The sequence below is a fragment of the endosymbiont of Ridgeia piscesae genome, from assembly GCF_001443665.1.
GTDB classification, from domain to species: Bacteria; Pseudomonadota; Gammaproteobacteria; order Chromatiales; family Chromatiaceae; genus Endoriftia; species Endoriftia persephonae.
Map to the genome: position 1 here is coordinate 40,462 of NZ_KQ557125.1, position 21,538 is coordinate 61,999.

Sequence of the window (21,538 nt, forward strand, 5' to 3'; positions counted from 1 at the left end):
CCGCACCGTGACCAGCAACACTGATATTTTACGGGGTTAATGAGACGCCGCATCAGCGCATCACTGCACGGGGAGGCTGATAGAGAATGGAATCGGCCAGAATCCTAGCCGCTTCGTTGACCTGGATCTGGTTGGTCGCTTTCACCTCCGGATCCTCGTCATCCTGGAGTAGTTCTTCGTCATCGGCCTTGCGGTCGGTCTCGATCTGCTTCAGACCAAGCGAGAGACGGAAGCGGTTTTTGTAATCCATGCGCGCCTTCTCACGCTGATCCCATTCTCTGCGGCGCTGCACCTCCAGCAGCGTCACCTCGGTGCGCTTATCGGCCTTCTTAAAGCGCTTCTCCTGCTCGACCAGCATCACGAAGCCCGGGTCTGAACCAACACGCTGCTGGTGGCGATTCAACAGGTGGGAGACGGCGTTAACCCCTTTGGAGGCGTATTGCGCAGCCTTGATGCTGGCCCAGGGCAGGGCGTTGTCGAGGGAACGCTCACCATGCTCCGAGGAGTATTGCGCGGTGGGATAGAGTATGTCTGGCACCACCCCCCGGTGTTGGGTGCTGCTGCCGTTGATGCGGAAGAACTGCGCCATGGTGAGCCGCAACCGGCCCAGATCGGTGTCGTCGCCGGGCACAAACCGGGTCAGTTCCACCAGCGTCTGCACCGTGCCTTTGCCAAAGGTCGGTTCACCGACCACGATGCCGCGTTGATAATCCTGGATGGCACCGGCGAATATCTCCGAGGCGGAGGCGCTGTTGCGATCCACCAGCACCGCCAGCGGCCCCCGGTAGGCGATGTCGCTATCGGGGTCGCGCTCCACCTCCACCTTGCCGAAGGCATCTCTGATCTGCACCACCGGCCCGGTGTCGATAAAGACGCCAGTCAACTCGGTAGCCTCGCTCAGGGAACCACCACCGTTCTGTCGCAGATCAATCACTACCCCATCGACCTGCTGCTGCTTCAGCTCGGCCAGCAGCCGGCGCACATCCCGGGTGGTGCTTCTGAAATCTTTTTCACCGCGGCTCTCGGCGGCGAAGTCACGGTAGAAGGTGGGGATCTCGATAACGCCGATACGCAGATCCTTCATGCCATCGAGCTTCTCGATGATGGAACTCTTGGCGGCCTGATCCTCCAACTTTATCTTGTTGCGCACCAGAGTAACCAGTTTCGATTTGCCGTCCGAGCTTTCGCCCTTCGGCAGGATGCGCAGGCGCACCACCGAGCCTTTCGGACCCCGGATCTGCTCGACCACATCCTGCAGGCGCCAGCCGACGATATCCTGCAACTCACCATCCACACCCTGCCCCACGCCGAGGATGCGATCCCCCGCTTTCAGCTGGCCGCTCAGTTTGGCAGGTCCGCCGAGCACGGTCTTCTGGATCACGGTGTACTCGTTGTCGGAGCGCAGCACCGCGCCTATGCCCTCTAGGGAGAGGCGCATGCTGATGTCGAAGTTCTCCGAGGTGCTGGGCGACATATAGCTGGTGTGGGGTTCGATGCTCAGGGTATAGGAGTTGATGAAGGTCTGAAACACATCATCTGCATCAAACTGGCTGATGCGCCGCTCCAGCCCCTGATAACGCTCACGCAGGGTCTGTTTGATCTTCTCCTCAGGCTTGCCGGTCATGCGCAGATTGAGCACATCGTTCTTCACCCGCTGGCGCCAGATCTCGCGCCATTCGGTACGGGTCTGGGCCCAAGAGGCCTCGGATCGGTCAAACCGATACTCCTCATCGCGTTCGAAATCGAAGCCCTTGTCGAGCAGATCGATAGCGTAAGCCACCGCATCGCTAACGCGTTTGCGGTAGCTGCGAAAGATCAAAAAGGCCGGCTCCAAGCGAGCGTTGAGCAGATAGTTGTCGAGTTTCTTCTCGTAGGTGGAGAAGTGATTGATATCCGAGGCGAGGAGAAAGGAGCGATTGGGGTCGAGAGAATCGAGATAACGATCAAGGATCTTGCTCGACATCTCGTCATTCAGCGGGGCCTTCTTGTAGTGGTATTTGTCGATCACCTTGAGGATCACCACCGTCGCCTGCTGGTGGTTACGCGAGGGTATCAACTCAGAGAGTGGAACCGTCCGCTTCTCAGCCAGGCTCTGGCCGCTGACCAGTACAAGTCCGATAACAAGCAGCAGGAAAATTTTAATTGATTTCATCCGATAACACACACGCGCTGTAGTTAGTGGTTCTAGAAAGATAATGAGGGGTTTGACCCTCTTTCTGCCTCTCGCGTTCCACCCTCTTTATTAACCCGGACAAATCCGGGAAGCAAGGGCAGATCCGATGATGCCAATTCGCTGCGGCAAACTGCACTCCGGCTCACAGTTTTTCATGCAAACCCTCGATTATCTCCAGATAGTCCGGCTCCTCCGGATGCATAATTCCGTGCCGGATCAGGAAGTCGATAATCACCAGATTGCAGTTGAGCTTGAACTCGTCGGTCTCCCGCACCAGCCCGATCACCTCCTCCACCGGCATCAAGTAGAAGGCCGCCACCTCGCCATCGCTGTTCTCCGGCACAAAATCGGTGGGCAGCTCCAGATCGTAACAGTAGATGGTATCAGGCTTGAGTCCGGTCTCGGTCTCCCGACAGTAGCTTAGGGCGCTGACTGGCACCGCCCGGCTGGCAAGCTGCGGCGGAATCGATGCCTCCTCGGCACACTCTTTCTGCAGGTTCTCCTGTAGACTCAGCTGATGCGGCAGACCACCCGCCACCATGTTGTCGAGCTTGTCGGGAAACACCCGCCGATCGGCGGCACGGCGCGCGATCCACATCTTAAGCCCTTCGCTGTCACGAACATAACCGTTGAGGTGCTGGCCGTAGGCGCGCAGGCCAAAATAGGGGGCCGAGGTACGATCGATGGTGGCAAAGGCGTGCTGCCGCTCAGCTGCGGTCACCGGGTAGCGTTCACCGTGCTGATGGGTGATCACACCCTGTTCGACCAGTGCATCCACCACCTCGTCCAACTGCGCGGTGCGGTAGTCGAAGTCGTCCTGCTCGTCGATCAGCTCGACCTGCTCCCGCCTGATGCGAAACCGCTCTGGCCACTGACCAAGCGCCTCGACCAACGGTTGCTTTAGACGTCCGACCCGCTCTCCGGCGATACAAAAAGGGGTGAAGTTGGCTGGATTCCAGGTGTTGCAATTATAGATGTGCCGCAGATAGCCCATTGCGGACTGGCTCATTCCTGATTCTCCTCAGTGTTGCGCCTGTTGCGCTCCTCCGCTTTCACCCGTTCCCAGAGCGGATCCAGGGTGTCGATACCGGTGGCATGGATATCACCACCCTGTTGCCGAAGCAGACGCTCCATGTGGGCAAAACGGCGTTCAAATTTGTGGTTGGCGCTGCGCAGGGCACTCTCGGCATCCACCCCGGCATGGCGGGCAAGATTAACACAGCTGAACAGTAGGTCACCGATCTCCTCCTCCCGCTGCTGCGCTTGATCAGCCGCAATCACCGCCTCCACCTCGCCCAGTTCCTCCCGCAGTTTGTCGGCAACAGCCTCGATCTCCGGCCAGTCAAAGCCGATCTTGGCCGTCCGCTTCTGCAGCTTCTCCGCGCGCATCAGGGCCGGCAGCGCCTGGGCTACCCCATCCAGCACCCGGTGCCCCGCATCACCCGCCTTGGCGCGACGTTCCTGCAGTTTCTGCTGCTCCCAGGCGTGACGCAGTTCTGCTTCATTGGCCGGGGTCTGATCGGCAAATACGTGGGGGTGCCGACGCACCATCTTCTCCACGATTCCTGCCACCACCGCCTCGAAATCGAACTGCCCCGCCTCCTCCGCCATCCTGGCGTGGAACACCACCTGAAACAGCAGATCCCCCAGCTCCTCCCGGAGATCCTCGAGATCGTCGCGCTGAATCGCATCGGCCACCTCGTAGGCCTCTTCGATGGTGTAGGGCGCAATGGTTGCGAAGCTCTGCTTTCGATCCCAGGGACAGCCAGTCTCCGGATCCCGCAGTCTGGCCATAAGTTCGAGCAGACGTTGCATCGATTCAGACACGGCGAACCTCTCTAGTGCGCGGAACCATAAAAGGGGAAATCTGCTCAGAAATCTTTGAATTGGGTCAATAGATTGATTATCAAGGAGATGCGTGGATCTTGTTGTGCAAATAATCTTCCCACATCAAGCTGATTTCCACTTGTCCGCTAGTGTGATGCGGCTCACAATACGCGCCCCTTCAAATCTTTATACCAACACATTTAGGAACAGGGAAGATGACCGCTTCAACAGCAATTTTACTGCAGCAACAGGAGCATAAGCTCATCCACCCATGCGAGATGTCCCCCATCGAACAGGTCGCCCACTATGAACAGGCAATAACCCGGCTCACTCCAGCCAACTCCGAACTGGAACGCAATCTGATCAGCACCTACCGCAGCCTGCTGCTGCAGTGTCGGGAGCAGTTCGCCAGCGACTACTGAGCAGCTTCCCAACCCCCGGAGTTCCCCCTTTTTCTACAAGGGCGTTGGCATATCTCCATTGATAATCCTCGTTGTCTACAGCCATCATGAAAGCTATCTTCTGCGCACCCAAACAACGGAGGCTTTATGTACGAATTTCACACAGAACTTGATCTGCCCTTCGATGAGGCAGTGGAACGGGTCAAGGCAACCCTGATGGAGGAGCACCTCGGCATCGTCAGCGAGGTAGATGTGCAGGCGATCCTCAAGGCAAAGATCGACAAGGCGATCCCCAACTATCGTATCTTTGGTGCCTGCAATCCTAAACTGGCCGACCGGATCATCTCAGAAGAACCCAATGCCGGCACCCTGCTGCCCTGCAACTTCATCATGCGCGAGAGCGAAACCGGCCAGGTGGTGGTCAGCTTCATGGACCCGGTGGCGGTATTGGGACTTGCTGAATCCGATGCGGCCAAGAGCGTGGCCGAAGAAGCAAAAGCGAAGCTGGAACGGGTAGTGGCTAAGCTGAAGGGCTAATCCTGCCAATCCAAATCTAAACGACCGCCGCTGGTTGAAGCGCCAGCGGCGGTCGCAACTGAATCAGACCGCCTCCAGCTTGCGCAGCTGTTCTGGCAGCAGTTTCAGATCCACCAACCCGGTCAGCAGGGCGGTTAAAAAGCTCGCCTCCTCTTCGTAGACCAGCTTGTAATACTGCACCTTCATGGTGAGCGCGCTGCCCAGGATGATCGAGGCCAGCGCCAGCATTGAGCCCAGCGCCAGGGTCGATATCCCGGTGACACCTTGGCCGATGGTACAGCCCACCGCCAGCACGCCGCCCACACCCATCAGCACCGCACCAATCGCGTGATTGAAAAAGTCGCGCCAATCGTGGAACCACTCAATACGGAAGCTGCGGCTAACCAGCGCATAGCTCAGGCTGCCAAGGATCACCCCAACCAGCGCAGCGACGCCAAAGGTGATCAGCAGACTGTTGTTCGGATCGGTCAGATAGGCCAGGGTCTCACCCATCGGATTGATAAAGGTAAAGGCCTGCACGCCGATCCCCACCGGCCGTTCGTCCCCTTCCAGCCACTCGGTAGCTTCGACCCAGGTGCCCTCATCGCCGAACACCATGCCGCCGGTCACATACCAAGCCGCCAGCACACACAGACCCACCAGCACGCCACTGACGACGTGTTCGAGATGGCCGCGGAACTGGGCGGAGCGGAAGATCTGGAACGCCAACAGCACCGCCAGCAGCCCGCCGATCAGCAGCCGCAGACTGGCCGCATCACCGCCCACCAGCAGCGCCGCCAGACTGCCCAGATCCTGATTCGACGGCAACGCGATGGCCAGCGGATCGGTCCAAGGGTAGAACAGAACTGAGTAAAGGGTGTTATCAGTCTCCGCATGGAGAGTATGAGTCATGAAGTAGGCCATGGTGCCAGCAATCAGCAGCACAAAAACCGATTTGATATTGCCACCACCGATGCGGATCAGGTTTTTGTTACCACAACCACTCGCCAGGGTCATACCGATCCCAAACATCAGGCCACCCACCAGGTACTCTGCCCAACTGAGGTTGCTGCTGCGATAGAGCGGCCGCGTCTGATCAAACCCAACCAAGCCACTGCCCTCAAGGACCATCACCCCGACTATGCCCACCAGCATGGCAAGAAACCAGGCGCGCATACGATTGGTATCGCCCATGTTGACCCAGTCGGAGACTGCGCCCATGGTGCAGAAGTTGGTCTTCGATGCGACCACCCCCAGCACAAAGGCGATCCCGCCCCCCATCAAAATCACCTGTGTTGTGACATTCATCGAATCCTCCTCAGCCTTCAAAAATGGGGCGTCGCGGCACCCCTCATCAATTTTTCATAAGCCGGAGGATTCTACATGGATGGAAAAGAATGGAATAGGGACAGGAATTCCTTACCGAAGCAGTTACCGGCGTGGCCCAGATCTGAATTCAAACCATGGCGAACTACACCCAGCAACACGAGCGTCGAAATTTCTTACACTCCATTCTGCAGCACACAGAAGAAACCTAAGCCATTGATGGGACAAGCATTCTCAACAAACCACGAAAGATTCCAGGCATTTTCTGTTGAATTTGTGGCCAATACTAGAGAAGCCCCAACAGCCGTAGCGTCGAGATTTTTTACACATCGATCATTCGCCGCCATCCAGCCAATACGCTCATCTGAAAAACGACATAACATAGTGTCGCGTCACAGTTTGGTTGCTCACTTGAGCTTTCTTTTAACGAAAAGACCGGAAACGTGACCCAATTCCTTTAATTTCGACGGAATTTATGTCGCATGAATGTCGTTCCTGCCTTTGGCATGGCATTTGCGCGCCTTAGATCCTAAGCCCTTAGAACAACCAAGTGCACAAACGCAACATTCAACTCTTCAGGGTTCAAAATCACTTGCAGGAACAAGGCGATGAATAAAGCGGGCAACCAGTCGATTTGGGCAAAATCAGCACTCATAATGTTGATAGTGACCGCAGCGTCTTACACACCATTTGCCAACGCAACAACCATAGAATTGATTCGAGACGTTATCGACATCGAGACAAAAGCATGGTTTGAAGAAAGAGGCACATCCACTCTACTTGCTGAGGCGACATCTACATACCACGGCCCAGCATTTGGTCCAGCACTCACTCAAGATGGAAATGCCTTCCGTGCCGCGGATGCATATATCGAATACGTCCCAAGCCAATATGGAGTTTCAGAGACATGGGATCAAATGGCCTGGGGTGAACTCGTCATGTTTTTGGACCCTGCCACTCCCGACCTATTTTACTGGGAGAGCACAACCGGCGGATACAGCTCAGACACATCAGTACCCGTTGACGGGTGGAGTTCTATCGAGACGGAACTCAGCTGGCTATTTTACGTGAGCGGCGGTGACCTATCCTTGGACGTTGAAACCGATGGCGTAAGGCCCACAATCTCATGGCAAGAGATGATGTTTGGTGTGGACTTATACGATATAACGATTTATGCACCGCTATTAGTTACACCCGAGTTAATTGGTGCCCCTTGGTATGCAAATACTGCGTGGCACTTTCCTCTCCAAGACAACCATACGTATCTTCTCTCCTCGCATATGTATGTTGCAGTTCAGTTCCAGGATACTGACCCTGACCCCACTGCCTACTTCTCATTTGATAATGCACAAATAGCCTATGTACCTGAACCATCGGCGTTGTATTTGATGATTACAGGAATAGCGGGGCTTGGCTTTGCACGCACCAGAAAACACCAAATAAAGAAATAAAGCGCCTTCAATTAGAAATCGACACCCATATACAGTACCACTCTGCCCCTGGCGTCCGGGTAAATTCATCACAGTCAGCCGGTCTGTGATGACTGTGACAAATATTCTTGATGAAGAGAGGCAACTAACTGTTGATTCGATTGTTGATATCGATTGGGTTTGTGGAGTAACTGGCAATACCAATATCTGCGATGTCACGTCATATATCCCTGAAATCACGGGCATGCGCATTGCCATATCAAGATACTGAGTTAATCACTGCCAAATCTAAGGGTGGATCAGCGATATCGGGTCGGATCCGCAACTCCCGCCTCTTCAAAACCTTTCAGCCTGAGCCGGCAGGAGTCGCAGACCCCACAGGCGCGCCCCTGCGCATCGGCCTGGTAGCAGGAGACGGTGAGAGCGTAGTCGACTCCCAGCCCGATCCCCTGGCGAATAATCTCACCTTTGCTGAGGTCGATCAGCGGAGTGTGGATATGAATTCGCCGTCCCTCCACCCCCGCCTTGGTGGCCAGGTTGGCGAGCTGCTCGAAGGCGGCGATGAACTCAGGTCGACAGTCTGGGTAGCCAGAGTAGTCCACCGCGTTGACGCCGATGAAGATATCCTGGGCCTCGAGCACCTCCGCCCAGCCCAGCGCAAGAGAGAGGAATACGGTGTTGCGCGCCGGTACGTAGGTGGGGGGGATGCCTTCGCTGGGCGTCTCGGGCACCGCGATCTGCTCGCCGGTGAGCGCCGAACCACCGATATCGTCGAGACCAATATTGATCAGTTTGTGATCGACCGCCCCCAACGCCTGTGCCACTTGCCGTGCGGCATCGAGTTCCGCCGCATGACGCTGACCATAGAGCATGCTCAGGGCGTGGCACTCAAACCCCTGCTGGCGCGCCATCGCCAGCACGGTGGCGGAATCGAGTCCGCCGGAGAGCAGCACCACCGCACGTTTGGCTAGGCTCATCGCCCCGCCTCCTCGCCCCATAGCTGCTTATGCAGCTGCAGCTGGAAGCGCACATCGAGCCGATCCGCCAGGATCCACTCCGCCAGCTGGGCGGGATCCTGGCGTCCGAAGGCGGGTGAAAACAGCAGCTCACAGCGGCCGATCAGGCCATATCGTTCGAGCATCGAACGGCTCCAGTCGTAGTCTGCCCGATCGCAAATGACGAACTTGAGCTGATCGTTCGCGGTAAGCTGGTCGAGATTGGCATAGCGGTTACGCGTCTCCTCGCCGGAGCCGGGGGTCTTCAGATCCACCACCCGCGAGACCCGCGGGTCAACCGCTGAGATATCGAGCGCGCCGCTGGTCTCGAGCGAGACCTCGCAGCCCTGCTCCAGCAGACTATCGAGCAACTCGATGCAGGCAGTTTGCGCCAGCGGTTCACCACCGGTGACACAGATCCGCCGGGCAGCGGATCGCTCGACCTGATCCAGCACCGCCGCCAGCTCCATCCACTCACCACCGCTGAAGGCGTATTCAGTGTCGCAATAGCTACAACGTAGCGGGCAGCCGGTGAGACGAATAAAGAGTGTCGACAGACCAGCCGTGCGACTCTCCCCCTGCAGCGAATAGAAGATCTCGCTGATGCGCAGACGGGCCATTAGACCGGCCCGCAGCACAGTTCAGTGGCGCCACTCAATGCCCTTCACGCTCCATACGTTCCAGACGCTTGGCCGCCAGGCGCGCCTCGGTAGAGCCGGAAAATTCGCTCTGCAGACGATTGAAGAGACGTCTCGCCTCATCCCACTGGTGCTTCTCATAGTAGATATAGCCGCTCTTCAACAGCGCACCTGGAAGCTTGCTGCTGCTGGGATAGCGCTCCAGCACCAGGCTGAACTCTTTCAATGCGGCATCAAAGTCGCGGCTGACATAGCTCGCCTCGCCCAGCCAATACTGGGCATTATCCCCATAGCTGCCGCCGGGAAACTGCTGCAGGAAGTCGCGGAAGGCTTTGATGGAATCGGGATAGCGTCCCTGCTTCAGCAGGTTGAAGGCGCGCTGATAGGCGGCCGCCTCCAGTTTTGGATCGGGTGGTGTCCGCGCCCCCACCTCTCCACTCTGAGCGGCATCAGCCGAAGTCGCTGCAACCTCGGAGCTCGCAGCCGGCATCACCGTCTGCGGTAGAGGCTGACTGGCTGGCGGCGCCGGCAGTGTCTGCATCCGGGAGAGACGCTGGTCGATATCAAGATAGAGATCCCGCTGGCGTTTATTGAGCGCATCCATGGCGTGTTTCTGTAGCTCCATCTCGCCACGCATCTGCTGGATTTCCTGCTGCAGCTGCTGCAGTTGCATGATGATGTCTGCCAGACTCTGATTCTTCAGGATCCGTTCCAGCCGGCCCAATCGCTGCTCCAGCGTCAGTGGAGCAGGCTGGGCCTGCACCGCCCGGGGCTGACCAGTTTCAGCCGCCACAGCCGGCAGCGAGAGGAGCAGTCCGGCCAATATCCCTAGTCGAAAATTCTTCATCTTCTCTATCCGCATCAGTAGACCAGCTCAACCCGGCGGTTGAGCGCCCAGGCCTCTTCATTGTTAGCGAAGCTGGCTGGGCGCTCCTCACCGTAGCTGATGACGATCAACTGGTTGGTGTCCACCCCTTCCGCCATCAGCAGCTGACGCACCGCATTGGCGCGGTGCTCGCCCAGGCCCAGATTGTATTCGCGGGTGCCGCGCTCGTCGGCGTGCCCCTCCAGTCGCAGGCTCACCTGAGGATGGCTGGCGAGGTAATCGGCATGGGCGCTGAGCACATCACGAAACTCGCTGCGCACCTGGCTCTGATCGAAATCGAAATAGATCACCCGGGTGCTCAACAGACTCTGGGGATTGTCGAGCGGATCACCACTCCAGGCCATGCCTTGTGAGGCGGCGGCGGTGGATGCACCGCCGTAACTGGCGCCCCCCGCCCCGGTGGACTGCTCGCTGACTTCGGCACCAGCACTGGCCGACTCATCTTTCTCCGGTGTGGATGAGCATCCCGCCACCAACACCAGGGCCAGAACAGAGAACGCCCACTTGATCAAATCACTCCGCATCTTTATCTCCTCCACCAATCAGTTCAGCTCGTCCACATCGGTGCGAGCCTCTGCAAACGCCAAGATCGAACTCAAAACGCGACTCGCATCATCCGCTCAGGCTGTCATTTTATAAACGGGGACCAGACCGGCTCACGCAGATCTCCCCCCTCCAACGCCAACCGCTGATGCACCCGACCATCCACCGAGACCGCAGAGAGCACGCCTTGCCGCCCCTGTTTGGAGGCGTAAATTATCATGCTGCCGTTCGGCGCGAAACTCGGCGACTCGTCCAGCGAGCCGCGGCTCAACACCTGCATCACACCAGAGTCGAGCTGCAAGGTAGCGATACGATACTGACCGTTCTCCCGCGTCACCATGGCCAGCGACTTACCATCCGGCGCATAGGAGGCGCGGGCATTGTAACTGTTCTGAAAGGTCACCCGCTCCGCTTTGCCGCCGTAAGAGGGGGTCTTGTAGATCTGCGGTTTGCCGCCCCGGTCTGAAGTAAAGACGATGCTGCGGCCATCCGGCGACCAGGCCGGCTCGGTGTCGATGGCGTAGTGGCGGGTGATCTGGCGCAGCTTACGGGTAGTGAAGTCGAACACATAGATGTCGGGATTGCCGCCCTTCGACAGGGTCATCGCCAGTTTACGGCCATCTGGCGACCAGGCCGGCGCACTGTTGATCCCCTTGAACTCGGTGATCTTACGCCGATGGCCGGTGTAGACCTCCTGCATGTAGATCGCCGAGCGACCGTTCTCAAACGAGACATAGGCGATCTTGCGACCGTCCGGCGACCAGGCCGGCGACATCAGCGGCTCGCTGGAACTCACGATGGTCTCTGGATTGAATCCATCTGCATCCGCCACCCGCAGCGCCACCTGCTCCTGACCATCGGCGCCTTGTTGCGAGGTAATGTAGGCGATGCGGGTGGCAAAGGCCCCCTTCATCCCAAGCAGCGCCTCATAGATCAGATCCGCCACATGGTGGGCGGTGCTGCGCAGATTGGGAGCGGTAGTGGGGATACTGTAGCCGGTCAGCTGCTCGCCACGGAATACGTCGAACAGCTGGAAGCGGACGATGTAGCCACCCGGACCGTTGGGCTGGATCTGTCCCACCACCAGATTCTCCACGCCGAGGATACGCCAATCCTTGAACTCGACCTCATCGCCACTGCTTGGCAGCGCCAGCAGATCCTCCCGCGGCAGTACCTTGAAACGGCCACTGCGATGCAGATCGGCGCTGATCACTGCGGAGATATCCTCATCGAGTGGCGTGCCGCCGCCGATCAGCCCGAACGGCACCACTGCGACCGGCAGCGCGCCCTCCACCCCCTCAGTGATCTCGATCGTCAGCTCCGCCTGGGCGGACCATGGCAAGCTAATCAATAAGGCAAATACCAGAAAAAAGTGCTTCATCATCTGTGTCTAAAGTTTCGTTTATCTTGGTTGATTTTACGCCTGAAGCCTTCAGCCCTCGGGCTCGAACTCCAAACGCAGATCCCGGAATGACTCAAACAGGCCGCCGCTGGGTACCGGCAGCGGACTCGCCTTGTAGACCGCCGACTCCACCGAGCGATCAAAAGCGCCGTTGCCGCTCGAACGAAGCACCCGAACGCTGCCTGGCATCACTTCACCGCCGGGCAGCAGCCGCACCCGCACCACGCAGGCGAGCCCTTCACCAGCGTTGGGTGGCCGCAACCAGCTGCGCTCGATCTGCTGGCGGATGGCGATCGTATAGCGATCGAGTTGGCGCAAGTTCTGCTCCGCCGCCAGTTGCGCCTGCAACTCCTGTTCCCTGGCCACCTGAGCCGCCGCCTCTGCCTTGCGCTTTGCTTCGGCCTTGCGTTTCGCCTCTGCCGCCGCCTTGCGTTTCACTTCAGCTTTACGCTTTGCCTCGGCCTCGGCCTTTTGTTTCGCCTCGGCTTTGCGCTTTGCCTCTGCCTGCGCCTTTTGTCTCGCCTCGGCTTTGCGCTTTGCCTCCGCTTCGGCCTTGCGTTTCGCCTCAGCTTTACGTTTTGCCGCCACCTTGCGTTTCGCTTCGGCCTTGCGCTTTTTCTCGGCGGCTTTTCGCTTCTGCTCCTGCGCCAGGCGTTTTTTGCGCTCCGCCGCCTGCTCTGCCTGGCGCTGTTTCTGCTTCGCTGCCGCTAGTTTGGCGGGGTCCTCCACCGCCTTCGCCTGCACCACCGGGGCGCTGGTCTGGGGCCGTTGCGGCTTGTCGTTCCACTCCATACCAAACAGCAGAAAGAAACCGAGCGCCAAGTGCAGCAGCAGCGCCAACAGCACCGCCACAGGGTTGCGCTTAACCACCGAGAACATTCTTTAATGCTCCGGCGGTTCTGTAATCAGACCAATCCCGGGGGCGCCCCCGGCTTGGGCTAGCACCATCACCTCGACCACTCGCCCATAGGCGACGCCGGCATCGCCACGCACCAGGATCGGGGTCTTCGGCTTGTGTTTCAACACCGCCCGGATGCGCGCCTTGAGGGCCTCAGGAGCGACCGGCTTGCCCTGCTCACCACCGATATCGATGAAGATATCGCCATTGCGATCGACACTGATAATCACCGGCTCATTCGCTTCTTGCGATATCGGCTCCGCATCCGCCTGGGGCAGCTCCACATGCACCCCCTGGGTCAAAAGCGGCGCGGTCACCATGAAGATCACCAGCAACACCAGCATCACGTCGATGTAGGGCACCACATTGATCTCCGACATCGGGCGGCGGCGATTGCGCTGGCGGCTCATATCTCAGCCCCTAACTCAACCGTGGATCTGCCGATGCAGAATGGTGGAGAACTCTTCGAGAAAGTCGTCGTAACGGTTATTGAGCCGCTCTACCTCGTTGGAGTAGCGATTGTAGGCAACCACCGCCGGAATCGCCGCAAACAGGCCGATGGCAGTCGCGATCAACGCCTCGGAGATGCCGGGCGCGACCAGCGCCAAGGTCGCCTGCTTGACGTTACCGAGGGCGTGAAAGCTGGTCATAATGCCCCAGACGGTACCGAACAGCCCCACGTAGGGGCTGGTCGACCCCACTGTGGCCAGACTCGGCAGATGCCGTTCCAGATTGTCCAGCTCGCGGCTCAGGGCGACCCGCATCGAGCGCTGCGCCCCCTGCAACACGGCCATCGGTTCGATCTGGCCGCGCCCCTTAAGACGGGCAAACTCACGAAAACCGGCGCGGAAGATCACCGCCATACCGGTAAGATCGCCCTGCTCGCGCTTGATATCCCGATAGAGATCATTGAGATCACCACCGGACCAGAAGCGCTTTTCAAACTCATCAGCGGCGCGGCGCGCTCGGCGCAGCACCCGCATCCGATCAAAGATCATGGTCCAGGAGCCGAGCGAGGTCAGCACCAACAGGCCAATGACAAACTGTACCACCGGACTGGCATTCAGAATCAGCTGGGCAAATGAGAGGTCAGTCGACATGCCTTATCCTTTCTAATAATGCTTCGGGCAGAGGCGCGGGACGCATCCGCTGGGCATCGACACAAGCCACTTTGACCTTGCCGCTGCACAATAACTGATCATCCGCATCACGCCGGATCGTCTGCTGAAAGCTTAAACTCGCCCGGCGCAACTCGATGATGCGGGTGTCAATCTGCAACAGATCGTTGAATCGGGCGGGACGGTGGTACTCCGCGCTCAGACTGTGCACAGCGAAGATCACGCCCCCATCGTTGCGCAGCCGGTCCTGTTCGAAGCCAAGGCCGCGCAGCCATTCGGTGCGCGCCCGCTCCATGAAACTCAGATAGTTGGCGTGGTAGACCACACCCCCTGAATCGGTATCTTCGTAGTAGACCCTGACGGGCCAGACAAATGTGTCCAATGTTGCTCTGCTTCCCGAACCGCGCGGCTGCGTGCCCCGTACTATTGATTCTGCCCTTGGCAATGAGTTCCCCCGCGAGGCCCAGCCTCTTCAGGATTTGTCGAACAGATCCCGCCCAACCGGTTTTGCCTCCGCCTGCGGCGCCAGGCCAAAGTGCAGATAGGCTGCCTGGGTCGCCACCCGCCCACGCGGAGTACGCATCATGAAGCCCTGCTGGATCAGGAAGGGCTCGAGCACATCCTCGATGGTGCCACGCTCCTCGCCGATCGCCGCTGCCAGATTATCGACCCCCACCGGGCCGCCGTCGAACTTTTCGATCACCGCCAGCAACAGCCGCCGGTCCATCGCGTCGAAACCGTTGCCGTCCACCTTCAGCATCCTCAGCGCGCGGTCCGCCAACTCCGCACCGACCCGCCCATCACCCTTCACCTGGGCGTAGTCGCGGACCCGCCGCAGCAGCCGGTTGGCGATGCGCGGGGTGCCACGAGAACGGCGTGCGATCTCCATCGCACCAGCGGCATCACTGCCGATATTCAGAATCCCGGCGGAGCGTGCGACGATATGCGCCAGATCCGTCGCAGAGTAGAACTCCAGCCGCTGCACGATGCCAAACCGGTCGCGCAGCGGCGAGGTCAGCAGACCAGCGCGGGTGGTGGCCCCGACTAGGGTGAAGGGCGGCAGGTCGAGCTTGATGGAGCGCGCCGCCGGCCCCTCGCCGATCATGATGTCGAGCTGGAAATCCTCCAGCGCCGGGTAGAGCACCTCCTCCACCACCGGGCTGAGACGGTGGATCTCATCCACGAACAGCACATCGTGGGGCTCCAGGTTGGTCAGCAGCGCCGCCAGATCACCTGGTTTCTCCAGCACAGGGCCGGAGGTCTGGCGCAGGTTGACCCCCATCTCGTTGGCGATAATGTGCGCCAGGGTGGTCTTGCCCAGCCCCGGCGGGCCGAAGATCAGCACATGGTCGAGTGCCTCCTCGCGTCGGCGGGCCGCTTCGATGAAGATCTCCATCTGCTCACACACCGCCGGCTGACCGACATAATCACCGAGGCGTTTTGGCCGGATGGCGCGATCGATGACCGCGTCATCGCCGCTCTCCGCACCCTCGATCAAACTGCGATCTTCCTGCACCATCTATCCCTTGTGCGCCGTGTTCTGCAGCGCGGCCCGGATCAGCGCCTCGCTGGCCATGCCCTGCTGCGCCACCGCCTTGACCATGCGCGAGGCGTCCGGCGCTTTGTAACCGAGCGAAACCAGCGCGGCCACCGCATCGGAGACCGGCGTCTGTGGCCGGCCGCTCTCCATCACACCGGCAACCGCCGGCGCAGAGCCCCCGAGCATATCCCCCAGACGATCCCGCATCTCGACGATCAGCCGCTGGGCGGTCTTCTTGCCGATACCCGGCAGGCGCACCAGCGAGGCCACATCCTCGGCTTCGACACACTGCGCAAAGGCCTCGGCGCTCATCCCGGAAAGGATCCCCAGCGCCATCTTGGCGCCAACTCCGTTGACCTTGAGCAGGCTGCGAAACATCGCCCGTTCCGACTCGGTGGCGAAGCCGTAGAGCACGTGGGCGTCGTCACGCACTGCCAGGTGAGTGTAGAGGGTAGTCTGCTGGCCCGACTCCGGCAGCTTGAAGAAGGTCGACATGGGCGCTTCGATCTCATAGCCGACGCCGTTCACATCGAGCAGTAGATGCGGTGCCTGTTTGATGGCGATCTCGCCCCTGAGCCGGCCGATCATCGCCGCAGATTTCCGCCGATACGAGCCAGGGTGATCCCGGTATGGGCATGACTGAGCGCCACCGCCAGCGCATCGGCGGCATCGGTGACGGGTTCTTTCGGGAGGTTGAGGATCATTCGCACCATGTGCTGCACCTGGCTCTTTTCTGCACCGCCGCTACCGACCACCGCCTGTTTGATGGTGCGCGGGGTGTACTCCGCGACCTCGAGCCCCTGGCTGACCCCGGCGCAGATCGCCGCGCCGCGGGCCTGGCCCAGCTTCAGCGCCGACTGGGGATTCTTTGCCACAAACACCTGTTCGATCGCCATCACTTGCGGCCGGTAGGTCTCGATCACCTCGCTCAGACGGCTGAAGATCTCACCCAGTCGCGGCGGCAGCGCATTACCTTCCAGGCGCAAGGTTCCATGCACCACATGAGAAGAGCGCACCCCGTCGCTGTCGATTACGCCAAAGCCTGTCACCCGCGAGCCGGGATCGATACCGAGAATCCGCAGCACGATGCTTTACCACCGCTCCCAGACAGCGCGGATCAAGCCAACGCCTCCATGATCTCATCAGAAATCTCGGCGTTAGTGTAGACGTTCTGCACGTCGTCCAGATCCTCCAACATGTCGATCATGCGCAGCATCTTCTCCGCGTCCTTCCCCTCCAGCACGGTGCTGGTGGCGGCGCTGAAGGTCACCTCGGCGTTGTCCGGATCGAAACCTGCGGCGATCATCGCATCCTTGACATCGGAGAAGTCATCCGGCGAGGTCATCACGTCGATGGAGCCGTCGTCGTTGGTCACCACATCTTCGGCGCCCGCCTCCAGGGCCGCCTCCATCAGCGCATCCTCATCGGCGCCGGGAGCATAGCTGATCACCCCCTGCTTGCTGAACATGTAGGCCACCGAGCCGTCGGTTCCCAGATTGCCGCCCAGTTTGGAGAAAGCGTGGCGCACTTCCGAAGCGGTGCGGTTGCGGTTGTCGGTCATGCAATCGACGATCACCGCCGCACCGCCTGGGCCGTAACCCTCGTAGCGCAACTCATCGTAGTTCTCGCCCTCACCCGCGCCGGCACCGCGTTTCACCGCCCGGTCGATGGTGTCCTTCGGCATGTTGGCACCCAGACCCTTGTCCACGGCCAACCGCAGGCGCGGGTTGGCGCCGATGTCGCCACCGCCCATGCGCGCCGCCACGGTGATCTCACGGATCAGTTTGGTCCAGATCTTGCCGCGTTTTTTGTCATTAGCGGCTTTCTTGTGTTTGATGTTGGCCCATTTACTGTGTCCAGCCATGGATTACCTCGTTTCTGTTGGAGAGCTGATGGCAGTGGCGTCGGCAGCAGCCCGGCAGCCAGTTTTGAGAATGGCCGCTGCGCCTTGCGCAAAGCCCGCGTTACTCAGCCAGGAGAGTTCGCCTGGCCCGAAAAACTCTCGATTCTAACACTCCCCACCAGCGGCCGGAACTCTCCTGCGAGTTGAATTCCGTCGCCTCTCCGCCCATAGCCGCGATAAAGATCCCGCTTCCTCGGCCGACCCTAGTGGTGGAAACCAATAACCATACTGACTGGTGACCTTCATCCATGTCCGATGCGCTCAACAGCTGGCTCACCCGACTCGCCAACAAACCTCTGCCCGCGCTGCAACGCACCCTGACACGGGTCCGCGATCTGCTGAATCAGCCAAATGCAAGCCACAGCACCTTTGCTGCTGTGGTGCAGTACGACCCGGGCTTCAGCCTCTACCTGTTCCAGCAACTCAACCGGCAACCCAACAGACCCAGAGAACCGATCTGCAACATCCATAACGCCCTGCCGCTGATCGGCATGGGCCTGCTGGAGCGGGCTGTGATGGAGCTCACTCCGCTCGAATCACAACTCAAAGGCCCGGCAAGACGCGGATTGCTCGGCTGTTACAGCCGCGCCGCCCATGCGGCGATCTATGCCGAGAGCATCGCACAGCGCCAGGGACAGAGACACCCCAAGAATTTTGCCACCGCCGCCCTGCTCCACGAGCTCGCCGAGATGTCACTCTGGTTGGCAGCCCCGGAGCAACTCAGAGATATGGAGCGGGCAATCTCCCGCGGAGATGGCCGGGAAGATGCTGCGCTGAAGACCTTTGGTTTCACTCTGGAGGCACTTAACCTGGCCTTGGGTGGCCGCTGGGAACTGCCCGAGTTGGTGCAAGAGGCGCAGGGGCTGTTTAACAGTTTCCAGCCCAAGGCACTAAGCGTGATGCTGTGTATCGCCCTGGCCCGCAGCAGTGCAGAGAGCTGGAGCGGAGAGGAGACCCAGGAGAATATCGAGCTACTGGGGGAATTTCTGAATATCCCTGAAGCGAAGGCCCAGGCCCTGAGCCACCAGATAGCGGTCGCGGCAGCCCATGAACTCTACACGCTACCACTCCCGCTAACGGCTTTCAGTCTGGCCAGGGCCGTTGCAACTGCGGCAAGCAGACCAGCCAAAGCTCAGCACTCAACACCCAAACAGCCACCTCGGTTGAAGCAAACAGGCATTAAAGCGACCAAGCCAGCGCCAACACCCCAAGCCGTAAAGAGAGCCCCGCCGCCGGCCGCACCACGCACAACACCACCCACCCCGCCTGCCAAACCGCCCCCTACAAAGCCCGCCAAGGCACGCCCCAACCCCCTGCAGACCATCATCGCCGACAGCATGCGGGAGCTGAAACAGCGCCATGGCATGCAACGGATCATGTTCTCCATGCTCACCCCCGACCGCAAACAGCTGAAGGCACGTTTTGTGATCGAAACCGGCCAGCAGGCCTCGCTGAAGGACTTTCAGGCGCCGCTGACCCAGACCAACATCTTTACTCTGCTACTGCAGAAACCACAGCCACTCTGGCTCAGGCCCGACAACATGACCAAGTACCTGCCGCTGATCCCGGAACAAGCAATCAGTGTACTAGGTGGCAGAGAGTGCCTGATGATGTCGATCTTCTTCGGCGACAAACCGATCGGGGTACTCTACGCCGACAAGGGCTCAGAGAAGAGCAGCCTGAGCATGGAGCAGTTCGCCAACTTCAAGGCACTCGGTATCCGCTCGATGAAACAGTTGCGTAGGTGATGCTTTCCGCTGGTTACCTCATGAGAATCAATCGAGTCCGACCCGAATGGCACTAAGGAGCATCTGAATAAGTCAGGGCCGTACAGATTGCTGATAAAAATGCGCTGATTTGAGGCGCACATCGCACGTAATAGCCAGCTATTGCGAAGGTTTGCAACGAAAAATCAGCGTATTTTGGCAGCAAGATGTAGGTCCATGAGTTGTTCAGAGGCTCCCTAAGCTAAGGGGGGTTAGCTGCGGTGCGGGATCTCTTTCATTTCATGTCGTGGGCCGTTAGAAGCGGGAAAGGTTTGGGTCTTCGTTTGACGCACCGGGGTTCTCGCCGGTCCGGTCGTAGCGTGAGGATATGGGCGGCTTGCATTCAAGCTCTTCCTGTCATCTGACAACAGGCCTGCCTTTACGCAAACCACGCTGACACAAAGACGGAAAAGCAGACCAGAAAGAAAAGCGCTTGCTGCATCGTGGACCAATGCGGTAACTCTTCACCCTCCCTACAGGGCCGTATCATAGTGACATCGCTGTTTGTGTCGACACCAAAAACCAGACGCAGCGCAAGGATTTTCCCGGATAGCGATTGACCCAGATCATTTGCACACCCCCAGTCCCGGCTAGAATGGGCGGTTTTCACTGCCAGACTGAAGCACGTGCCGCAACAGATCGCCTACCAGATCAACAACAGACTCTATCTCAGTATCACCGACCGCTGCACCCTGGAGTGCGCTTTCTGCCCAAAGACCCAAGGCAACATGCAGGTCAAAGGCTACGACCTGACACCAGATCACCGCCCTGAGGCCGAAGAGATCATCGCCGCCATCGATGACCCAAAGGCTTACGATGAGGTGGTGTTCTGCGGTTTTGGTGAACCAACACTGCGCCTCAACGTGCTGCTGAAGGTGGCTCGTAACATTAAATCGCGCGGTGGCCGGGTACGGGTTAACACCGACGGGCTTGCCAATCTTGTGCACAAAAACGACACTCTGCCGGCGCTGAGCGAGTGCGTCGATGCCATCTCGGTATCAATGAACGGCCAGAACGAAGAAGTCTACGAACGCCACTGCCGCCCCAACCTGCCCGGCTCGTTTGAGGCGATGATCAAGTTCATCGAGGACGCCAAGGCCCACATCCCCCAAGTCACCGCCACCGCAGTAAACGGTTTGGAGGGGCTCGACATCGACGCCTGCCGAAAGCGGGCCGAGGCGCTTGGGGTGGAATTTCGCCAACGCGAACTGGACCGGGTCGGCTAGTCGATGACCCTGGCACAGCAGGCCCCAACCTTCGGCCAATATCTGCTCCAGCGTTACGGTGAGCGGGTCCACAAGGTCGCCATCGACGCCGCCTTCACCTGTCCCAACCGAGACGGCAGCAAGGGTATCGGCGGCTGCACCTTCTGCAACAATGTCTCCTTCAGTCCGAACGGTCGCCAGCCCAAGTCAATCGCAGAACAGATCGCAGCGGGGCGGCGGGTGATCCGCAAACGCACCGGGGCGAAAAAATACCTCGCCTACTTCCAGGCCTACACCAACACTTATGGCGACCTGCAGCAGCTAAAGTCCCTCTACGACAGCGCCCTGGCCGAGCCCGACGTGATCGGTCTGTCGGTGGGTACCCGCCCCGACTGCGTGCCACCGGCGGTACTCGATCTGCTGGCCGGCTACCAGGCGCAAGGCTACGAGATCTGGCTGGAGCTGGGGCTACAGTCCGCCTTCGATACCACGCTGCAGCGAGTCAACCGAGGCCACGGTTTTGCTGAATACCAGGAGAGCGCCAGCGCGGCCAGGGCACGGGGACTAAAGCTCTGCACCCATCTGATCGCCGGTCTGCCTGGAGAGCAGGCGAGCCACTGCCACGAATCCCTGAGGCGGGTGCTGGAGGTCGGCACCGATGGCCTCAAGCTGCACCCGCTGCATGTGGTCAAGGGCACCCAGCTGGCCAACCAGTGGCGACGCGGCGAGTACACGCCGCTCACCCTGGAGAATTACATCCAGATCGCCGCCGACCTGGTGGAGATGGCGCCGGCCGGAGTAGTCTGGCACCGCCTCACCGGCACCGCCTCCCGGGATATCCTGCTGGCACCGGAGTGGTGTGCTGAGAAGTGGCGGGTGCTCAACGGCATCGAGCAGGAACTGCGCCGGCGGCGCACCGGCCGCAAGGTGGCATAAGCGCCGCAGCACAGATATCTAAGATAGTCGCGGCC

23 protein-coding genes are annotated in these 21,538 nt (G+C 59.4%); 6 read left to right on the forward strand and 17 right to left on the reverse strand.

The genetic code is table 11. The features are described 5' to 3' along the window. Positions 1–52 precede the first annotated feature (52 nt). From Ga0074115_RS07095 to mazG, 3 genes are all read right to left on the reverse strand, one after another. Positions 53–2,152 carry a carboxy terminal-processing peptidase gene (locus tag Ga0074115_RS07095; protein WP_060528361.1) on the reverse strand — a complete coding sequence of 700 codons (2,100 nt, stop codon included), beginning with the start codon at positions 2,150–2,152 and terminating at the stop codon, positions 53–55. Positions 2,153–2,315: 163 nt separating this feature from the next. Then, complete coding sequence (locus Ga0074115_RS07100) at positions 2,316–3,182, reverse strand: NUDIX hydrolase (protein ID WP_087959747.1); 867 nt, start codon at positions 3,180–3,182, stop codon at positions 2,316–2,318. Next, positions 3,179–4,000 (reverse strand): nucleoside triphosphate pyrophosphohydrolase, encoded by an 822-nt coding sequence (mazG, locus tag Ga0074115_RS07105; RefSeq protein ID WP_082626905.1) that lies wholly within the window; start codon positions 3,998–4,000, stop codon positions 3,179–3,181. Before mazG ends, Ga0074115_RS07100 begins: the two co-directional genes overlap by 4 nt. 215 nt (positions 4,001–4,215) lie before the next feature. Here mazG and Ga0074115_RS16225 point away from each other — a divergent pair, with 215 nt between their 5' ends. Both Ga0074115_RS16225 and Ga0074115_RS07110 read left to right on the forward strand, forming a co-directional pair. Then, positions 4,216–4,422, forward strand: a complete 207-nt coding sequence (locus Ga0074115_RS16225; RefSeq protein ID WP_157292696.1) for a hypothetical protein — start codon at positions 4,216–4,218, stop codon at positions 4,420–4,422. A gap of 126 nt (positions 4,423–4,548) precedes the next feature. Then, positions 4,549–4,938, forward strand: coding sequence for a DUF302 domain-containing protein (locus Ga0074115_RS07110; protein WP_006475529.1), 390 nt, complete (start codon positions 4,549–4,551; stop codon positions 4,936–4,938). A 63-nt stretch (positions 4,939–5,001) separates the two neighbouring features. On the opposite strand, the gene Ga0074115_RS07115 is transcribed toward Ga0074115_RS07110, so the two are convergent. Further along, positions 5,002–6,225, reverse strand: coding sequence for a YeeE/YedE family protein (locus Ga0074115_RS07115; protein WP_057956941.1), 1,224 nt, complete (start codon positions 6,223–6,225; stop codon positions 5,002–5,004). 626 nt (positions 6,226–6,851) lie between these two features. On the opposite strand from Ga0074115_RS07115, the gene Ga0074115_RS07120 reads away from it, so the two are divergent. Next, on the forward strand, positions 6,852–7,694 hold the full coding sequence (locus Ga0074115_RS07120; RefSeq protein WP_082626904.1) for a PEP-CTERM sorting domain-containing protein: 843 nt from the start codon (positions 6,852–6,854) through the stop codon (positions 7,692–7,694). A gap of 278 nt (positions 7,695–7,972) precedes the next feature. Here the strand turns inward: Ga0074115_RS07120 and queC are convergent, their stop codons facing one another. From queC to Ga0074115_RS07185, 13 genes are all read right to left on the reverse strand, one after another. After that, the gene (gene queC / locus Ga0074115_RS07125; protein ID WP_057956939.1) at positions 7,973–8,650 is read right to left on the reverse strand and encodes a 7-cyano-7-deazaguanine synthase QueC; all 678 of its coding nucleotides are present in this window, start codon (positions 8,648–8,650) and stop codon (positions 7,973–7,975) included. Then, positions 8,647–9,288, reverse strand: coding sequence for a 7-carboxy-7-deazaguanine synthase QueE (gene queE, locus Ga0074115_RS07130; protein WP_057956938.1), 642 nt, complete (start codon positions 9,286–9,288; stop codon positions 8,647–8,649). The genes queC and queE overlap by 4 nt, the downstream gene beginning before the upstream one ends. Positions 9,289–9,322: 34 nt before the next feature. Further along, entirely contained in the window at positions 9,323–10,153 is an 831-nt protein-coding gene (ybgF, locus tag Ga0074115_RS07135) for a tol-pal system protein YbgF (RefSeq protein ID WP_158294801.1), read from the reverse strand. 14 nt (positions 10,154–10,167) lie between these two features. Next, entirely contained in the window at positions 10,168–10,716 is a 549-nt protein-coding gene (gene pal / locus Ga0074115_RS07140) for a peptidoglycan-associated lipoprotein Pal (protein WP_057956947.1), read from the reverse strand. Positions 10,717–10,820: 104 nt separating this feature from the next. Continuing rightward, a complete protein-coding gene (gene tolB / locus Ga0074115_RS07145) occupies positions 10,821–12,119 on the reverse strand; it encodes a Tol-Pal system beta propeller repeat protein TolB (protein WP_057956936.1) in 1,299 nt (432 codons plus the stop codon). A 48-nt stretch (positions 12,120–12,167) separates the two neighbouring features. Beyond that, complete coding sequence (gene tolA, locus Ga0074115_RS07150) at positions 12,168–13,016, reverse strand: cell envelope integrity protein TolA (protein ID WP_060528363.1); 849 nt, start codon at positions 13,014–13,016, stop codon at positions 12,168–12,170. 3 nt (positions 13,017–13,019) lie between these two features. After that, positions 13,020–13,445, reverse strand: coding sequence for a protein TolR (tolR, locus tag Ga0074115_RS07155; protein ID WP_057956934.1), 426 nt, complete (start codon positions 13,443–13,445; stop codon positions 13,020–13,022). Positions 13,446–13,460: 15 nt separating this feature from the next. Beyond that, on the reverse strand, positions 13,461–14,135 hold the full coding sequence (gene tolQ / locus Ga0074115_RS07160; protein ID WP_006475519.1) for a protein TolQ: 675 nt from the start codon (positions 14,133–14,135) through the stop codon (positions 13,461–13,463). Next, positions 14,125–14,535, reverse strand: a complete 411-nt coding sequence (gene ybgC / locus Ga0074115_RS07165; RefSeq protein WP_060528364.1) for a tol-pal system-associated acyl-CoA thioesterase — start codon at positions 14,533–14,535, stop codon at positions 14,125–14,127. Before ybgC ends, tolQ begins: the two co-directional genes overlap by 11 nt. A 90-nt stretch (positions 14,536–14,625) precedes the next feature. Further along, entirely contained in the window at positions 14,626–15,672 is a 1,047-nt protein-coding gene (gene ruvB / locus Ga0074115_RS07170) for a Holliday junction branch migration DNA helicase RuvB (RefSeq protein ID WP_057955237.1), read from the reverse strand. Then, on the reverse strand, positions 15,673–16,281 hold the full coding sequence (gene ruvA / locus Ga0074115_RS07175; RefSeq protein ID WP_057955238.1) for a Holliday junction branch migration protein RuvA: 609 nt from the start codon (positions 16,279–16,281) through the stop codon (positions 15,673–15,675). Continuing rightward, entirely contained in the window at positions 16,278–16,778 is a 501-nt protein-coding gene (ruvC, locus tag Ga0074115_RS07180; RefSeq protein WP_198295053.1) for a crossover junction endodeoxyribonuclease RuvC, read from the reverse strand. Before ruvC ends, ruvA begins: the two co-directional genes overlap by 4 nt. A gap of 32 nt (positions 16,779–16,810) precedes the next feature. Continuing rightward, the gene (locus Ga0074115_RS07185) at positions 16,811–17,557 is read right to left on the reverse strand and encodes a YebC/PmpR family DNA-binding transcriptional regulator (RefSeq protein ID WP_057955239.1); all 747 of its coding nucleotides are present in this window, start codon (positions 17,555–17,557) and stop codon (positions 16,811–16,813) included. 287 nt (positions 17,558–17,844) lie between these two features. Between Ga0074115_RS07185 and Ga0074115_RS07190 the strand changes: the two genes are divergently transcribed. From Ga0074115_RS07190 to Ga0074115_RS07200, 3 genes are all read left to right on the forward strand, one after another. Next, positions 17,845–19,344 carry an HDOD domain-containing protein gene (locus Ga0074115_RS07190; RefSeq protein ID WP_060528365.1) on the forward strand — a complete coding sequence of 500 codons (1,500 nt, stop codon included), beginning with the start codon at positions 17,845–17,847 and terminating at the stop codon, positions 19,342–19,344. Positions 19,345–19,988: 644 nt separating this feature from the next. Next, complete coding sequence (locus tag Ga0074115_RS07195) at positions 19,989–20,588, forward strand: TatD family nuclease-associated radical SAM protein (protein ID WP_057955241.1); 600 nt, start codon at positions 19,989–19,991, stop codon at positions 20,586–20,588. Between the two features lie 3 nt (positions 20,589–20,591). After that, a complete protein-coding gene (locus Ga0074115_RS07200) occupies positions 20,592–21,503 on the forward strand; it encodes a tRNA modification radical SAM protein MnmL/YtqA (RefSeq protein ID WP_057955242.1) in 912 nt (303 codons plus the stop codon). Positions 21,504–21,538 lie beyond the last annotated feature (35 nt).

What these genes read in the sequence shown, in the direction of transcription:
- Ga0074115_RS07095 (WP_060528361.1), bottom strand. Translation starts at nt 2,152, where the DNA reads ATGAAATCAATTAAAATTTTCCTGCTGCTTGTTATCGGACTTGTACTG.
- Ga0074115_RS07100 (WP_087959747.1), bottom strand. Translation starts at nt 3,182, where the DNA reads ATGAGCCAGTCCGCAATGGGCTATCTGCGGCACATCTATAATTGCAAC.
- Ga0074115_RS16225 (WP_157292696.1), top strand. Translation starts at nt 4,216, where the DNA reads ATGACCGCTTCAACAGCAATTTTACTGCAGCAACAGGAGCATAAGCTC.
- Ga0074115_RS07110 (WP_006475529.1), top strand. Translation starts at nt 4,549, where the DNA reads ATGTACGAATTTCACACAGAACTTGATCTGCCCTTCGATGAGGCAGTG.
- Ga0074115_RS07115 (WP_057956941.1), bottom strand. Translation starts at nt 6,225, where the DNA reads ATGAATGTCACAACACAGGTGATTTTGATGGGGGGCGGGATCGCCTTT.
- Ga0074115_RS07120 (WP_082626904.1), top strand. Translation starts at nt 6,852, where the DNA reads ATGAATAAAGCGGGCAACCAGTCGATTTGGGCAAAATCAGCACTCATA.
- queC (WP_057956939.1), bottom strand. Translation starts at nt 8,650, where the DNA reads ATGAGCCTAGCCAAACGTGCGGTGGTGCTGCTCTCCGGCGGACTCGAT.
- queE (WP_057956938.1), bottom strand. Translation starts at nt 9,288, where the DNA reads ATGGCCCGTCTGCGCATCAGCGAGATCTTCTATTCGCTGCAGGGGGAG.
- ybgF (WP_158294801.1), bottom strand. Translation starts at nt 10,153, where the DNA reads ATGAAGAATTTTCGACTAGGGATATTGGCCGGACTGCTCCTCTCGCTG.
- pal (WP_057956947.1), bottom strand. Translation starts at nt 10,716, where the DNA reads ATGCGGAGTGATTTGATCAAGTGGGCGTTCTCTGTTCTGGCCCTGGTG.
- tolB (WP_057956936.1), bottom strand. Translation starts at nt 12,119, where the DNA reads ATGATGAAGCACTTTTTTCTGGTATTTGCCTTATTGATTAGCTTGCCA.
- tolA (WP_060528363.1), bottom strand. Translation starts at nt 13,016, where the DNA reads ATGTTCTCGGTGGTTAAGCGCAACCCTGTGGCGGTGCTGTTGGCGCTG.
- tolR (WP_057956934.1), bottom strand. Translation starts at nt 13,445, where the DNA reads ATGAGCCGCCAGCGCAATCGCCGCCGCCCGATGTCGGAGATCAATGTG.
- tolQ (WP_006475519.1), bottom strand. Translation starts at nt 14,135, where the DNA reads ATGTCGACTGACCTCTCATTTGCCCAGCTGATTCTGAATGCCAGTCCG.
- ruvB (WP_057955237.1), bottom strand. Translation starts at nt 15,672, where the DNA reads ATGGTGCAGGAAGATCGCAGTTTGATCGAGGGTGCGGAGAGCGGCGAT.
- ruvA (WP_057955238.1), bottom strand. Translation starts at nt 16,281, where the DNA reads ATGATCGGCCGGCTCAGGGGCGAGATCGCCATCAAACAGGCACCGCAT.
- Ga0074115_RS07185 (WP_057955239.1), bottom strand. Translation starts at nt 17,557, where the DNA reads ATGGCTGGACACAGTAAATGGGCCAACATCAAACACAAGAAAGCCGCT.
- Ga0074115_RS07190 (WP_060528365.1), top strand. Translation starts at nt 17,845, where the DNA reads ATGTCCGATGCGCTCAACAGCTGGCTCACCCGACTCGCCAACAAACCT.
- Ga0074115_RS07200 (WP_057955242.1), top strand. Translation starts at nt 20,592, where the DNA reads ATGACCCTGGCACAGCAGGCCCCAACCTTCGGCCAATATCTGCTCCAG.